The following is a 14,363-nucleotide window of genomic DNA, read 5'->3' as shown; positions in this document are numbered from 1 at the left end:
AGAGGTCATGACCGAAGAGGAACTCGAGGGGGCGCGCCGGCGGTTGCTGCAGTTGCGCAAGGAATTGTTGCAGGAAGTCCGGGATGCCCATGCCGCCAGCCGTGAACTCGGCCAGGACGGCGTTCCCGACCTCGGGGACATGTCCGCCAATACCTACAGCCGCGACGTGCTCCTCAATCTCAGCGAGACCCAGCAGCAAACCGTGCGCGACATCGATGCGGCGCTGGAGCGCATTGAAAGCGGCGATTACGGCATCTGTCTGCGCTGCGAAGAGGAGATCGCACCGCGCCGCCTCGACGTCCGGCCCTTTTCCCGCTATTGTATCGAATGCAAAACCGACATCGAAAAGTTCGGTGAATAAGGTTTTTATCTCGGGCGCCGTCCCCAGGAGAAGCTCATGACCATCATGTCATTCCTGCTGCTGATCATCCTGTTTCTGGTCTTCTTCCTTTATTTTTCCGGCCTCAACCCCCAGGACTTGACGATCTATTTCTGGCCCGAGCACAGCGTCACCTACTCGGTTGCGATCATCATCGTCGGTGCGATCCTGATCGGGCTGATCGTCGGTTACGCCGCCCACCTCTATGGCACCGTCAGCCACATGCTCAAGCATTGGCGGCGCGACCGTCTGGAGAAAAAGGCCAAGGAGGTGGGGGCGATCTACCGGGAGGGGGTCGGCCGGCTCCTCTCCGGCGACATCAAGCGCGCCCACGGTCTGCTGCAAAAGGCGCTGGAGCGCGATCCGGCCCGGGTTGACACCTATATCGCCATGGCCAACGTCCACCTCCAGGAGGGACACCCCCAGGAGGCCCTCAACCAGCTCCTCAAGGCGCGCAGCATCGAACCACGCAGCCTCGAGGTCCTCTTCAAGCTCGCCACCACCTACGAAGAGACCGGCCAGGACGACCAGGCCACCCAGGTCTACCAGGACCTGCTGCAGATCGAAGGGGACAACCGCAAGGCGCTGCGCTGCCTGCGTGACCTGCATATTCGCCACGGCCGCTGGACCGAGGCCCTGGCCCTGCAGAAACGGATCCTCAAGGCGGGACCGGGGGCCAACCGCCTCGCCGAGGAGAAACAGAAGGCGCTATACCTGCGCTACGAGGTGGCCCAGCAGGGGCTGGAAACCGCGGAGGCCGACCAGGCCAAGGGCGAACTCAAGGAGATCATCAAGCAGGACCCGGCCTTCGTCCCGGCCCGGGTTACCCTCGGGGACGTCTACCGCCTGCAAAAGCGGAATGATGCGGCCGTCGAGGTCTGGCAGGAAGGGTACCGACAACTCGGCAAGAGCATTTTCCTTTCGCGTCTGGAGGAGATCTACCTCGCCAACGAAGACCCGGCAACGCTGCTCGGCCTCTACCGGAACTTTCTCAATGACCGCAACGACGACCTCGTGCTGCGCCTCTTTTACGGCAAACTCTGCCTGCGCCTGGAGATGGTCGACGAGGCGCTCGAACAACTCTACGCGGTGGAAAGCACCGGCGTCGAATCGCGTCAGCTTCACCTGCTGCTGGCCGAGGCGCACCGCCGCCGCAAGCGGATGGATGACGCCATCGCCGAATACAAAAAGGCCCTCGGTATCGACTCCCACCTCCGCCTCGGCTATATTTGCGATGTCTGCGAAGAGACCGTCGACGAGTGGCGCAGCCGCTGTCCCGCCTGCGCCACCTGGGGGAGTTTCAGCCTCGCCGGGCGCAAGCAGATCCAGGATATCCCGCCCGTCGAAATGCGGGCCATCCACCATGGCGAGAGGGAAGAATGGAACGAGGACCAGGATTGAACGGCCCGGTCGCCCTCATCATCCTTGACGGCTGGGGAATCAACCCCGACTGCACCGCCAACGCCGTCTGCCAGGCCAGCACACCGCGCCTCGACGGGCTGTTCCGGGACTATCCCCACACCCGCATCGGCGCCTCCGGTGAAGATGTCGGTCTCCCCGCCGGCCAGATGGGGAACTCGGAGGTCGGCCATCTCAACCTCGGCGCCGGACGGATCGTCTACCAGGAACTGACCCGCATCAGCAAGAGCATCGCGAACGGCGAATTCTTCGCCAACCCGGTCTTCTGCGCCGCCCTGGCGCGGCTCAAGCACAGCGGTGGCAAGCTGCACCTGATGGGGCTCCTCTCCGACGGCGGCGTCCATTCCCACAACGAGCACCTCTATGCCCTGGTCGACCTCGCCCGGCGTCAGGGGATTGCCGACATCTGCATTCACGCCTTTCTCGACGGGCGTGACACCCCGCCGCAAAGTGCTACCGACTACCTGAAACAGCTGGAAACGAAACTTGCCGATCTGAAATGCGGCCGGGTGGCGAGCATTACCGGCCGCTACTATGCCATGGACCGCGACAATCGCTGGGAGCGCGTCGAGCGGGCCTGGCGGGGGCTGGTTCTCGGCGAGGGGGAGCTGGCGGCATCAAGTGGCGCGGCGATCGCCGCCGCCTACGCCGCCGGCGAAACCGACGAGTTTGTCAAACCACGCATCATCGCGGACAAGGGGGCAGCGCCCGCAACCGTGGCCGACGGCGACGCCATCATTTTTTTCAACTTCCGCTCCGACCGCGCCCGGGAACTGACCCGCACCTTCACCGAGCCGGCCTTCAACGGCTTTGTCCGCCCCCGGGTCCCGCGCCTGGCGAGTTACGTCTGCCTGACCGAGTACGACGAGACCTTTGAGCTGCCGGTCGCCTTCCCCTCCCAGAGCTATGCCCACCTCCTCGGCGAGGTGGTCGCCGACAGCGGGGGAGGCCAGCTGCGTATCGCCGAGACCGAAAAGTACGCCCATGTCACCTTCTTCTTCAATGGCGGCAGCGAGGTTCCCTTCCCGGGGGAGGAGCGGGTCCTGATCCCGTCGCCCAAGGAAGTCGCCACCTACGACCAGAAACCGGAGATGAGCGCGGCGACGGTCACGGACGAGGTCGTCGCCCGCATCGCAACCGGCGAGTTCGCCCTGATCGTCCTCAACTTCGCCAACCCGGACATGGTCGGCCACACCGGCCAGCTCAGCGCCGCCATTCGTGCCATGGAGTGCGTCGACGGCTGCGTCGGCCGGGTCGTCGACGCGGTGCTCGCAGCCGGCGGGCGCCTGCTGATCACCGCCGACCATGGCAACTGTGAGCAGATGGTCGATGCCGAGGGGCGGCCGCATACCGCCCACACCGCCAACCCGGTGCCGCTTCTGCTGGTTGATCCCGATCGCCGCGACGCCACCCTGCGCAGCGGCGGCATCCTCGCCGATATCGCACCGACTCTCCTCCACCTGCTCGGCCTGGAGCAGCCACGGGAGATGACCGGCAAGAGCCTGCTGGAGCCCTGATCCGCAATCGCCGCCCACCGGGCGGCAACAACCAGATCGCCCTGGGGGGGGAAGAAATGCGCCTTGCCGCCTGGCTGACGCAGGCCGCCAACGAACTCCTCGACCTCCTGCTCCCGCCGGCCTGTCCCCTCTGTTTCGACCTGCTCCCCCCCGGCCCGGCCACCGTCTTCTGCCCGGCCTGCCGCGCAGAGATCCCGCCCCTTTCCACCCCCTGCTGCAGTCGCTGTGCTCTTCCGTTTGTCACCGCAGGCGGTCAGAACCATCTCTGCGCCGAGTGCCTCGGCGAGCAAGACCCGCCCTTTTCCCGGGTGCAGGCCGCGGGACTTTACGACGGATTGCTGCGCCGGGCCGTACAGCGCTTCAAGTACTCCGACGCGATCGGCCTCGACCACCCCCTTGGCGCCCTCCTCGCTGCCCGTCTCGATCCCGGCCCGGCGCAGCTGCTCGTTCCGGTCCCGCTCCACCCCTCCCGCCTGCGCCAGCGCTGCTACAACCAGTCACTCCTTTTGGCCCGCTGCCTCGGCCGCCAATTCGGCCTGCCGGTGGCGGCCGGCCTGCTGCGGCGCACCCGGGCGACGCCGTCGCAGCAGGGATTGCCGGCCGTTGTGCGCCGCCGCAACCTGAAAGGCGCCTTTGCCCTTGCCGAGGCACCCGGGCCCCGCCACATCCTCCTGGTCGATGACGTCATGACGACCGGCAGTACCGCACGGGAATGCGCGCGGACCCTGCGCGCCGGCGGGGCGCTGGGGGTCGAGGTCGCCATCGTCGCCCGCGCCGGAAATCTCCTTGCCCCTTGCCCTCCGGGAGGGATATGTTAGATTTTCCATGAATTCGGCGCCTTCATCACTGGCCGCACCGGCCGCACTCTCCTCTGGAGCCGTTGTGACCCGACTCGATCCGCTTGTTGCAAGCCTCTCCCTGGAGAAAGTCCTCGAAACCATCCCCAGCGGCCTCTTTGTCGTCGATTCCGGGCAACGCATCGTCTGCTGGAATGCCGAAGCCGAGCGCATCACCGGCTATTCGGCTGCCGAGGCGATCGGGCAGCACTGTTCGTTTCTCTCCGGCATCCCCTGCGGCAAGGGGTGCGGTCTCTTCGACCCGCTGCAACAAAAGCCGATCATCGGCACCTCCTGCTCGATCCGCCACAAGGACGGCGGCCGCGTTTTCCTCACCAAGAACGTCGACTATTTGCGCGACGAGCAGGGCGCCATCATCGGCGGCATCGAATCATTCATCGACGTCAGCCGCCAGCGGCGGCTTGAAACACGGCTGCGCAGCCATAGCCGGCGCCTGGGAAGGGCGGTCCGCCAGCGCACGGCCCAGCTTGAGGAAGAACGTTCCCGCCTCGGCATGCTCCTCGACTCCATGGAAGACCTCGCTTACCTGGTCGGCCCCGAGTTCCGGATCAGCTTTACCAACCGGGCGCTGCAGAAGGTATTCGGCGAAGTGCAGGGGGCGATCTGCTATCAGGCCCTGCACCAGCGCAGCTCGCCCTGTTCCTGGTGCCCCTTCGAGCGGGTCCGTATGGGGGAAACCGTGCGTGAGGAGCGCGACGTCGAAATCAACCTGCGCAGCTACGAAATCATCCATTCACCCCTGCGCACCGTGGACGGAGCCATCGGGAAGCTCGCCGTCTACCGCGACATCACCGCCCGTAAACTGGCCGAGGAGAAACTGATCGAAGCCAACCAGGAGCTCGATGCCTTCGTCTACACCGTCTCCCATGATCTGCGCAGTCCCTTGACGCCGATCATCGGCTTCGCCGAGTTTCTGCGCGAGGAGTATCGCGACCGCCTCGACGCCCAGGGGATCGAGCTGCTGACTGAAATCGAGACCCAGGGGCAGAGGATGCTCGCCCTGATGGAGGACCTGCTGACCCTCTCCCGGGTCGGGCGGGTCACGCCACCATCGGCCCCCCTGCCGCTGGGGCCGATCCTGCAGGAGGTTCTCAACGAACAGAGCCTGGAGATCAACCGCCTCGGCCTGCAGGTCAGCGTCGAGGAGCTGCCCGAGCTGCAACTCCCGGCGACCCTGGTCGGGGAACTCTTCACGATCCTGCTGGAGAATGCCATCCGCTACGCGGGAGCAGTGGATGCCGGCATCGAAATCGGCAGCCGCAGCGCCGGGGAACGGGTCCGCATCTTCGTGCGCGACCATGGTCCCGGGGTTCCCGAGGCGGAGCGCCAGCGCATCTTCGACCCCTTCTATCGGGGCTCGACCGCGACCGGCAGTCGCGGCACCGGGATTGGCCTCGCTACGGTACGCAAGATCGCCCGGCTTTATAATGGCCGCTGCTGGGTCGATGAGACTCCGGGGGGCGGCGCAACCTTTTGGATCGAACTCCCCCGCCACGTCACCTGAACCCACCCCGTGTGCATCTGTGCAGTCGCCGACCGTCCCCCCAAACCTCAATTGCTGCGCCGATCACCGTGGTCAAAGGTCCCGACCGAGGCTATTTTTCAAGGCAGAGATACTTCCCCCGCACCCGTACCGGAGGAGACCATGCCCCTGCAAGCCGCATCGACCCTGCCACGCCCACCCCGTACGTCCGTCAAATCCCGTAACTGGGAGAGCCTCAGCCGCGAGGAGCAGCAGCGCCAGATCCGGGACCTGATCGGCAGCCCTTACTGGGTGGTCCTCCCCCTCGACATCCAGGAACGCTTCCTCGATCTCTACCGCAGTAACTGATCGGCGCATCGCGAGGATACGCGGCGGACCTTGCCCGAATTCGCCGCGCGTGCTATCTATCCCCCATGCGCCTGCGTTACTACATCAGCGGCCATGGCCTCGGTCATGCCAGCCGCTCCCTGCAGATCATTGCCGCCTTGCGGCGGCGCCACCCGCAGCTGGAGGTGGACGTCGTCACCAGCGCCGCGCCCTGGTTCCTGCGCGCCGGCGGTCTCGCCGCGACGGCGGTGCGCAGCGCGGCCTTCGACATCGGCGTGATCCAGCGCGACAGCCTCGAGATGGATATTCCCGCGACCGGCGGCGCCTGGCGGGAACTCCTCAGCCAGCGCGACGTCCAGCTCGCCGCCGAGACCGCCTCCCTGCAGCGGGACCGGGTTGCGCTGGTCGTCAGCGACATCCCCGCCCTCCCCCTGCTGGCGGCGCGCCAGGCCGGCATTCCCGGGGTCGGCGTCAGCAACTTTACCTGGGACTGGATCTGCCGCGGCTTTGTCGCCGAAACCCCGGAGCTGGCGGCGGTCGCCGCCAGCCTGGCCGCCGACTACGCCGCCGCCGCGCGCTTTCTCGCCCTCCCCTTTTGCGGCCCGTTTCCACCCGGCCCAACCGTCGAGCTGCTGCCGCTGGTGGCACGCAAGGCGCGGCGCCCCGCCGCGGTCATCCGCAGGGAGCTCGGCCTCCCCACCGACAAGCGCATCGCCCTGATCTCCTTCGGCGGCTTCGGCCTCACCGAGTTCGACTCCGCTCCTCTCGCCCGCCTTCACGACTGGATCTTCCTCAGCGAACCGGCCCTCGGGGCGGCGGCACCCAACCTGCGCCTCATTCCTACAGGGAGTTGCTATTACCCGGACCTGGTCGCCGCCGCCGATGTCGTCGTCACCAAGCCGGGCTACGGCATCGTTGCCGAGGCGATCGTCAACGACACCGCGGTGCTCTACACCGAACGGGGGAATTTTCGCGAGCAGGAACTGCTGATCGCCGGCCTGCGGCGCTATGCCCGGGCCCTCCCCATCGACAACCGGCAGCTGCGCAGCGGCGACTGGGGAGAGGCTCTCGCCACCCTGCTCACCCTCCCCGCAGCGGGCGAAGCTCTGGCGAGCGACGGCGACACGGTTGCCGCCGATCGTCTCGCCACCCTCGCTACCGGCAGGTCAGAGTGAAAGCGCAGCTCCTTGCCATCTTTGAACTGCTGCAACACCACTTCGGCCCCCGCCACTGGTGGCCGGCCGAATCCCCCTTCGAAGTGGTGATCGGCGCCATCCTCACCCAGAACACCGCCTGGCGCAACGTGGAGCAGGCGATCGCCAACCTGCGCGCGGCCGACGCGCTCACCCCGCGAGGGATCCTCGACCGGGAACTGGCCGAGCTTGAAGCGATGATCCGCCCCGCCGGCTTTTTCCGGCAGAAGGCAGCGCGCCTCACCGGTTTTGCCCGCTACCTCGAAGCCCACCACCACGGGGACCTCCCCGGCTGGCTCGGCCGCCCCCTCGACCAGGTGCGGGCCGAGCTGCTGAGGCTGCCCGGCATCGGGCCGGAGAGTGCCGATGCCATCCTCCTCTATGCCGGCCAGCGCCCCTCCTTCGTCGTCGATGCCTATACCCGGCGACTTTTGGGTCGCCTCGGCCTGCTGCGCGGCAGCGAATCCTACCATCAGGTCCGCTCCCTTTTCATGACCGCCCTGCCGCCTGATACGCAGCTTTTCAACGAGTTCCATGCCCTGATCGTCGAAGAGTGCAAGGTCTACTGCCGCACCCGTCCGCGCTGTCCCTCCTGTCCGCTACGGTCCCGCTGTCCCGCCGCCCTCCCCGGCTGATTATTCCTTCCCGACAGCTTGCATCCTGGTGTCAGCGGTTACACTTGGTAACACCCCTCCCACCTTGTCACGGAGATCACCATGGATACGCTGCCGCAACGGATCGACCGACTCTTCCCGACCGCCGGGCAAATCCCCGAAGCCTACCGCCTGCCCCCCCTGGAGCAGGACGAATATCTGATCAACGGCGAGTTGCGCCACTGGCCCGGCCCCTACGGTGAAGCCCGTTCGCCGGTCTGGCTCGAAACCCCGTTGGGGGCGAGCCCGGTCGTCATCGGCCACTACCCGCTCCTCGACGAGGCCGAGGCCCTCGCCGCCCTGGTGGCGGCCCGCGATGCCTACGGCCAGGGGCGCGGTCCCTGGCCGACGATGGCGGTGGCCGACCGCATTCGCCACGTCCAGGACTTCCTGGTCCGCTTCCGGGAAGTGCGCGAGGACGTGGTACGACTGGTCATGTGGGAGGTCGGCAAGAGCGCCGCAGACGCCGGCAAGGAATTCGACCGCACCGCCAGCTACATAGCCGACACCATCGAAGCGCTCAAGGACCTCGACCGCAGCTCCTCGCGGCTGGTGATCGAGGAAGGGATCATCGCCCAGACCCGGCGTGGTCCCCTCGGCGTCGTTCTCTGCATGGGCCCCTTCAACTACCCGCTCAACGAGACCTTCACCACCCTGATCCCGGCCCTGATCATGGGCAACACCGTGGTCCTGAAGCCGCCGCGCCTCGGCATCCTCCTCTACCGGCCGCTCCTCGAAGCGTTTCGCGACTGCTTCCCCCCCGGGGTGATCAATACCGTCTACGGCGAAGGGCGCAAGGTACTCGGTCCGCTGATGGCCACCGGCGACGTCGATGTCCTCGCCTTCATCGGCTCGGCCCGGGCCGCCGACGCCCTGAAAAAGGCCCACCCCGCCCCGCACCGGCTGCGCGGGGTCCTCGGCATGGGGGCCAAGAATCCGGCCATCGTCCTCGCCGACGCCGATCTCGACCTGGCGGTGCAGGAGTGCCTCCTCGGCAGCCTCTCCTTCAACGGCCAGCGCTGCACCGCGCTGAAGATTCTCTTTGTCGAACGCTCCATCGCCGCCCCCTTCGTCGCGCGCCTTGCCACTGCCATCGGCAACCTTTCCTTCGGCATGCCCTGGCAGCCCGGGGTCGCCCTCACTCCGCTGCCGGAAGCCGACAAACCCGCCTATCTCAGCGAACTCGTCGCCGATGCGATCGCCCTGGGGGCCGAAGTCTGCAACGCGGCCGGCGGCCGAATCCGCCACAGTTTCTTCTATCCGGCGCTGGTCTACCCGGTCACCCCGGCCATGCGCCTCTATCATGAAGAGCAGTTCGGCCCGGTAATCCCGGTGGTTCCCTTTGACCGCGTCGAGGAACCGATCCGCTACGTCGTCGAGTCGAACTTCGGCCAGCAGCTCAGCCTCTTCGGCAGCGATCCGCAGACTCTCGCCCCCCTCATCGACCCGCTGGTCAACCAGGTCTGCCGCGTCAACCTCAACAGCCAGTGCCAACGCGGCCCCGATATCTTTCCCTTTACCGGCCGCAAGGGCTCCGCCGAGGGGACGCTCTCGGTCAGCGACGCCCTGCGCGCCTTTTCGATCCGGACCCTGGTCGCCGCCAAGGAGGGCGAACTCAACAAGGAGCTGATCCGCACCATCACCCGGGAAGGGCGGTCGAACTTCCTCTCGACCGACTTTCTACTCTGAGCTCGGCGCCGGACCGGCCCTTGCGCCTGCGCGCCCTTCTGGCAGACTTAACAGTAGAAAGCGCTGTCGCTCCGAACGCCCCAAACCCAATGTGAAGAAAGGCCGTCATGCCGGTCCGCCTTTCCAACCTGCTGCGTCCCTTCGAGGATTTTTTCAAAAGCCAGGTGGCCGGGGGAATCGTTCTCCTCGGCGCCACCCTCATCGCCCTGCTCCTCGCCAACTCCAGCTGGAGCGGCTATTACCACCATTTCTGGGAAATGGAACTGACGGTCGGCTTCGATCACTTCGGCCTGACCAGGAGCCTGCATCACTGGATCAATGACGGCCTGATGGCGGTCTTCTTTTTCGTCGTCGGCCTCGAAATCAAACGGGAACTGCTGGCGGGGGAACTCGCCAGCCTGCGCAACGCGACCCTTCCCATTGCCGCCGCCCTCGGCGGCATGCTGCTGCCGGCGCTGATCTACCTCCTCCTCGCGCCCAATCCCCCCGCCGTTGCCGGTTGGGGGATTCCGATGGCGACGGACATCGCCTTCGCCCTCGGCATCATCGCCCTGCTCGGCGACCGCATCCCCCGTTCCCTCGCCATCTTTTTGACCGCCCTGGCCATTGTCGACGACCTCGGCGCGGTCCTGGTCATTGCCCTCTTCTACACCAAGGAGCTCGCCCTGCTGCCCCTGGCGATCGCCCTGCTCGGGCTGCTGGTGCTGGTCGCCGGCAACCGCTTCAGCCTGCAGAATCCCAACTTCTTCGCCCTGGTCGGATTCTGCTTGTGGCTCGCCCTCCTTAAATCCGGGATTCACGCCTCCATCGCCGGGGTCCTGATCGGCGCCACCATCCCGGTCCGGCCGCGCCATTCCAAGGAGGAGTTCCTCCAGCGGGTGCAGAAACTGCTCGATCGCTTTCGCAGCTTCGAATCGATTGAAGGTCCCTTTCACAACGAATCGCGCCTCGGCACCCTGCTCGCCCTGGAACATGTCTGTCACGACGCCATGAGCCCGTTGCAGCGGATGGAACACGTCATGAGCCGCTGGGTGATTTTCGGCGTCATGCCCCTCTTCGCCCTCGCCAATGCCGGGATTCCCCTCAGCCTCGGCGACCTCCAGGCCGCCGTCAGCAACCCGGTCACCCACGGCGTCGTCTGCGGCCTGCTCATCGGCAAGCCCCTCGGCATCTTCACCTTCTCCTGGCTGGCGGTGCGGCTGAAGCTCGCCGACCTCCCCCGCGGCACCCGCTGGATTGACATTCTCGGCATCGGGATTCTCGGCGGCATCGGCTTCACCATGAGTCTCTTCATCTCCAACCTCGCCTTCGAACTCCCCGGCCAGGTCGAAGACGCCAAGGTCGGCATCTTCAGCGCCTCGCTGCTGGCCGGCGCCATCGGCTACCTCCTGCTCAGCCGGCGCCACCAGAGTTCGCCGTAATTTGGGTCATCCTGACCACAATGCCGCCCATGTGCGTCATTTTGTCCAAACTGTCCCCGAGCACACTCCCGCCAGATCGACCCAAAATCGACCCAACCTGTTGAAATTTAAATAATTGTAAAGTTACAGAAAAATAATTTTCCCGCTGGCAGCACCTTTGCACTTATGTATACGCAACATTTTGACGCAATACCCCGATCGGGGTGCGTCGAGCAAATCTTTCCCAGCAAAGGAGCAGCAGCCATGGGCCGACCGGTGGAAAACCCCAAAAAGTACATCATCTCCTGCCGTATCAATGATGACGAAATGCAGGTGCTGCAGGACCTGGCCAGACGTGCCGACACCAGCATCTCGACCCTGTTGCGGCGCAGCCTCGACCTCCTCCAGCAGGAGAGTGGCGCCGAGTTCCGGCTCAGCGCCTGAGCGCCGACCCGGGATGACGCGGGGATGGCAAGGCGATGGCGCCCTGCGTCCCCCGCCCGCCTCGCCCGCCGCCAGCTGCAACCACCTCCCGTCACCTCCCCCGCCAGGCCCGGTTTTCCCTTGACTTATCCTGCCATTTTGCTACCTTACATGACTTGATTTTTCCCACCCCAGGGCTCCCGGGAGGACCACCAATGGATTACAAAGAGACCCTCAATCTCCCCGTCACCGACTTTCCGATGCGCGCCAACCTGCCGCAACGGGAACCGGCGATGCTGCAGCGCTGGCAGGAATTGGGGCTCAACGACAAGCTCGAGGGGGCCGACGCCGGTCGCCCCACCTTCATCCTTCATGACGGTCCCCCTTACGCCAACGGCCATATCCATATCGGTCACGCGCTCAACAAGATCCTCAAGGACATCGTCGTCAAGAGCAAGCGCATGCAGGGGTATTACGCCCCCTACGTGCCGGGCTGGGACTGCCACGGTCTCCCCATCGAGCTCAAGGTCGACCAGGAACTCGGCGAGAAAAAGCGCGGGATGAGCAAAGCGCAGATCCGCAAGGAGTGCCGCCGCTACGCCCAGAACTGGATCACCACCCAGAGCGAGGAGTTCCAGCGCCTCGGTATCTTCGGCGACTGGCAGCACCCCTACCTGACGATGACGACCCGCTACGAGGCGGCGACCGCCCGCGAGCTGGCCCGCTTTGCCGAGCGCGGCGGGCTCTACAAGGGGAAGAAACCGGTCCACTGGTGCCCCTCCTGCGTCACCGCCCTGGCCGAGGCCGAGGTCGAGTACGATGACCACACCTCGCCGTCGATCTACGTCAAGTTTCCCTTCGTTGACACCCTGCCGGCCGAACTGGCGGAGTTGGCCGGGCAAAAGCTCTCCTTCGTGATCTGGACCACCACCCCCTGGACGATCCCGGCCAACCTCGCGGTCTGCCTCCACCCGGAGCTCCCCTACGTCGTCATCGAGACCGGCGGTGAGCTGCTGGTGATGGCCGAAGGGCTCTACCAGCAGGTCCTCGGCAAGCTCGGGATCAGCGACTTCACCCTGCGCGCCACCTTCCAGGCCCCGATCTTCGAGAAGCTGCGCTGCAAACACCCCCTCTTTGCGCGCGACTCCCTCCTCGTCCTCGGCGACTACGTCACCCTCGAAGCCGGCACCGGCTGCGTCCACACCGCCCCCGGCCACGGCCAGGACGACTACCTCACCGGCCTGCGCTACGGCCTGGAGATCTACAACCCGGTCGACGATTACGGCCGCTACCGCGACGACGTCGAGTTCTTCGCCGGCCTCAACGTGCAGAAGGAGGCCAACGCCGCCGTCAGCGCCAGGCTGAAGGAGGTCGGGGCGCTGCTCGGCGAGGGGAAGGTCTCCCACAGCTACCCGCACTGCTGGCGCTGCAAGAAACCGATCATCTTCCGCGCCACCGAGCAGTGGTTCATCGCCATGGAGGCGAACGACCTGCGCGGCAAGGCCCTCAAGCACATCAACGACGTGCAGTGGATTCCCCACTGGGGCCGCGAGCGCATCTACAACATGATCGAAAACCGCCCCGACTGGTGCATCAGCCGCCAGCGCACCTGGGGGGTGCCGATCACCGTCGTCTACTGCAAAAAGTGCGGCGAAGCGATCGCCGACGGCAAGCTGATGCACCACATCGCCAACCTCTTCGAAGAGGGCGGCAGCGACATCTGGTTCGAGCGCGAGGCCAAAGAGCTGCTGCCGGCGGGGACCAGCTGTCCCAAGTGCGGCCACGACGACTTCGACAAGGAGCAGGACATCCTCGACGTCTGGTTCGATTCGGGGGTCTCCCACGCCGCCGTGCTTGAGACCACGCCCAAGCTCCACAGCCCCGCCGACATCTACCTGGAAGGGAGCGACCAGCACCGCGGCTGGTTCCATTCGAGCCTTTTGGCCTGTGTCGGCACCCGCGACGCCGCCCCCTACAAGGCGGTGCTGACCCACGGCTTCGTCCTCGACGAGAACGGCCGGCCGATGTCGAAATCGATGGGGAACGTCGTCGCCCCGGAGAAGGTGATCCAGAAATTCGGCGCCGAGGTGCTGCGCCTCTGGGTCGCCACCCAGGACTACCGCAACGACACCCGCGTCGGCGACCAGATCCTGCAGCAGGTCTCCGAGGCCTACCGGCGCATCCGCAATACCGCCCGCTACATTCTCGGCAACCTGCACGGCTTCGACCCGAGCGCCGACTCGGTCCCCGACGGCGACCTGCTCGAGATCGATCGCTGGGCCCTCTCCAGACTGGAAGGGCTGGTCAAGCGGGTCGAGAAGTCCTACAACGACTACGAGTTCCACGTCCTCTACCACGCGGTCCACAACTTCTGCAGCGTCGACCTCTCGGCCTTTTACCTCGACGTCCTCAAGGACCGCCTCTACATCTCGCCGGCCAAGAGCCTGGCCCGACGAAGCGCCCAGACCGCCATGTACCGCATCCTCGATGCGCTGACGCGGCTGATCGCCCCGGTCCTCTCCTTCACCGCCGACGAGATCTGGCAGGAACTGCCCGGCGAGCGGGAGGAGAGCGTCCACCTCGCCGCCTTCCCGGCCTTCGAGGCGGCCCTCTTCGACGCCGATCTGGAGGGGCGCTACAGCAAGCTCCTCGCCGTCCGCTCCGATGTCTCCAAGGCGCTGGAACTGGCCCGCGCCGAGAAGCGCATCGGCCACTCCCTCGACGCGCGGGTGCTGCTCGCCGCGCCGGCCGGCCCCTGGCGCGAACTGATCGAAGCCTACCAGGGGGAACTTGCGACCCTCTGCATCGTCTCCCAGGCGGAACTGGTCGATGAACTTCCCGACGGCGGCGCCGGCGAAGAGGTGGCGGGGCTGCGCATCAAGGTCGAGAAGGCCCAGGGCGAGAAGTGCGAACGCTGCTGGAACTACGCCACCACCATCGGCGAGAGCGACCAGCACCCAACCGTCTGCCACCGCTGCCGCGAAGCGCTGGTCTGACCGTAATGAGCAATGAGTAGCGGGCGA

At 65.9% G+C, this 14,363-nt stretch carries 12 protein-coding genes; all 12 read left to right on the top strand.

The genetic code is table 11. The annotated features are described in order from the left end of the window. The first annotated feature begins 7 nt into the window (after window positions 1-7). Complete coding sequence (locus tag DBW_RS03805; protein ID WP_066724464.1) at window positions 8-361, top strand: TraR/DksA family transcriptional regulator; 354 nt, start codon at window positions 8-10, stop codon at window positions 359-361. 36 nt (window positions 362-397) lie between these two features. Further along, the gene (locus DBW_RS03800) at window positions 398-1,780 is read left to right on the top strand and encodes a tetratricopeptide repeat protein (protein ID WP_066724461.1); all 1,383 of its coding nucleotides are present in this window, start codon (window positions 398-400) and stop codon (window positions 1,778-1,780) included. After that, the gene (gene gpmI, locus DBW_RS03795) at window positions 1,777-3,315 is read left to right on the top strand and encodes a 2,3-bisphosphoglycerate-independent phosphoglycerate mutase (RefSeq protein WP_197463774.1); all 1,539 of its coding nucleotides are present in this window, start codon (window positions 1,777-1,779) and stop codon (window positions 3,313-3,315) included. Before DBW_RS03800 ends, gpmI begins: the two co-directional genes overlap by 4 nt. A gap of 56 nt (window positions 3,316-3,371) precedes the next feature. Further along, a complete protein-coding gene (locus DBW_RS03790; protein ID WP_066724455.1) occupies window positions 3,372-4,133 on the top strand; it encodes a ComF family protein in 762 nt (253 codons plus the stop codon). A gap of 64 nt (window positions 4,134-4,197) precedes the next feature. Beyond that, entirely contained in the window at window positions 4,198-5,676 is a 1,479-nt protein-coding gene (locus DBW_RS03785) for a PAS domain-containing sensor histidine kinase (RefSeq protein WP_066724452.1), read from the top strand. Window positions 5,677-5,817: 141 nt separating this feature from the next. Next, window positions 5,818-6,003 carry a hypothetical protein gene (locus DBW_RS03780; protein WP_066724449.1) on the top strand — a complete coding sequence of 62 codons (186 nt, stop codon included), beginning with the start codon at window positions 5,818-5,820 and terminating at the stop codon, window positions 6,001-6,003. A 65-nt stretch (window positions 6,004-6,068) separates the two neighbouring features. Beyond that, window positions 6,069-7,157, top strand: coding sequence for a hypothetical protein (locus tag DBW_RS03775; RefSeq protein WP_066724437.1), 1,089 nt, complete (start codon window positions 6,069-6,071; stop codon window positions 7,155-7,157). Next, window positions 7,154-7,810, top strand: a complete 657-nt coding sequence (locus DBW_RS03770; RefSeq protein ID WP_066724434.1) for an endonuclease III domain-containing protein — start codon at window positions 7,154-7,156, stop codon at window positions 7,808-7,810. The genes DBW_RS03775 and DBW_RS03770 overlap by 4 nt, the downstream gene beginning before the upstream one ends. Before the next feature lie 81 nt (window positions 7,811-7,891). Then, on the top strand, window positions 7,892-9,517 hold the full coding sequence (locus DBW_RS03765) for an NADP-dependent glyceraldehyde-3-phosphate dehydrogenase (protein WP_066724431.1): 1,626 nt from the start codon (window positions 7,892-7,894) through the stop codon (window positions 9,515-9,517). A gap of 107 nt (window positions 9,518-9,624) precedes the next feature. Continuing rightward, window positions 9,625-10,938, top strand: coding sequence for a Na+/H+ antiporter NhaA (gene nhaA, locus DBW_RS03760; protein ID WP_066724428.1), 1,314 nt, complete (start codon window positions 9,625-9,627; stop codon window positions 10,936-10,938). A gap of 243 nt (window positions 10,939-11,181) precedes the next feature. After that, complete coding sequence (locus DBW_RS03755) at window positions 11,182-11,361, top strand: hydrogen-dependent growth transcriptional repressor (RefSeq protein WP_066724425.1); 180 nt, start codon at window positions 11,182-11,184, stop codon at window positions 11,359-11,361. Window positions 11,362-11,555: 194 nt separating this feature from the next. Next, window positions 11,556-14,336 (top strand): isoleucine--tRNA ligase, encoded by a 2,781-nt coding sequence (gene ileS / locus DBW_RS03750; RefSeq protein ID WP_066724423.1) that lies wholly within the window; start codon window positions 11,556-11,558, stop codon window positions 14,334-14,336. The last annotated feature ends 27 nt before the right edge of the window (window positions 14,337-14,363 follow it).

The organism is Desulfuromonas sp. DDH964, from assembly GCF_001611275.1.
Lineage (GTDB): Bacteria > Desulfobacterota > Desulfuromonadia > Desulfuromonadales > DDH964 > DDH964.
The sequence above is the reverse complement of the archived record's forward strand: the minus strand, read 5'-3'. Positions and strand labels throughout refer to the sequence as shown.

Excerpts from the sequence above, each read along its gene's own strand:
- DBW_RS03805 (WP_066724464.1), top strand. The coding sequence starts at position 8 with ATGACCGAAGAGGAACTCGAGGGGGCGCGCCGGCGGTTGCTGCAGTTG.
- DBW_RS03800 (WP_066724461.1), top strand. The coding sequence starts at position 398 with ATGACCATCATGTCATTCCTGCTGCTGATCATCCTGTTTCTGGTCTTC.
- DBW_RS03790 (WP_066724455.1), top strand. The coding sequence starts at position 3,372 with ATGCGCCTTGCCGCCTGGCTGACGCAGGCCGCCAACGAACTCCTCGAC.
- DBW_RS03780 (WP_066724449.1), top strand. The coding sequence starts at position 5,818 with ATGCCCCTGCAAGCCGCATCGACCCTGCCACGCCCACCCCGTACGTCC.
- DBW_RS03775 (WP_066724437.1), top strand. The coding sequence starts at position 6,069 with ATGCGCCTGCGTTACTACATCAGCGGCCATGGCCTCGGTCATGCCAGC.
- DBW_RS03765 (WP_066724431.1), top strand. The coding sequence starts at position 7,892 with ATGGATACGCTGCCGCAACGGATCGACCGACTCTTCCCGACCGCCGGG.
- nhaA (WP_066724428.1), top strand. The coding sequence starts at position 9,625 with ATGCCGGTCCGCCTTTCCAACCTGCTGCGTCCCTTCGAGGATTTTTTC.
- DBW_RS03755 (WP_066724425.1), top strand. The coding sequence starts at position 11,182 with ATGGGCCGACCGGTGGAAAACCCCAAAAAGTACATCATCTCCTGCCGT.
- ileS (WP_066724423.1), top strand. The coding sequence starts at position 11,556 with ATGGATTACAAAGAGACCCTCAATCTCCCCGTCACCGACTTTCCGATG.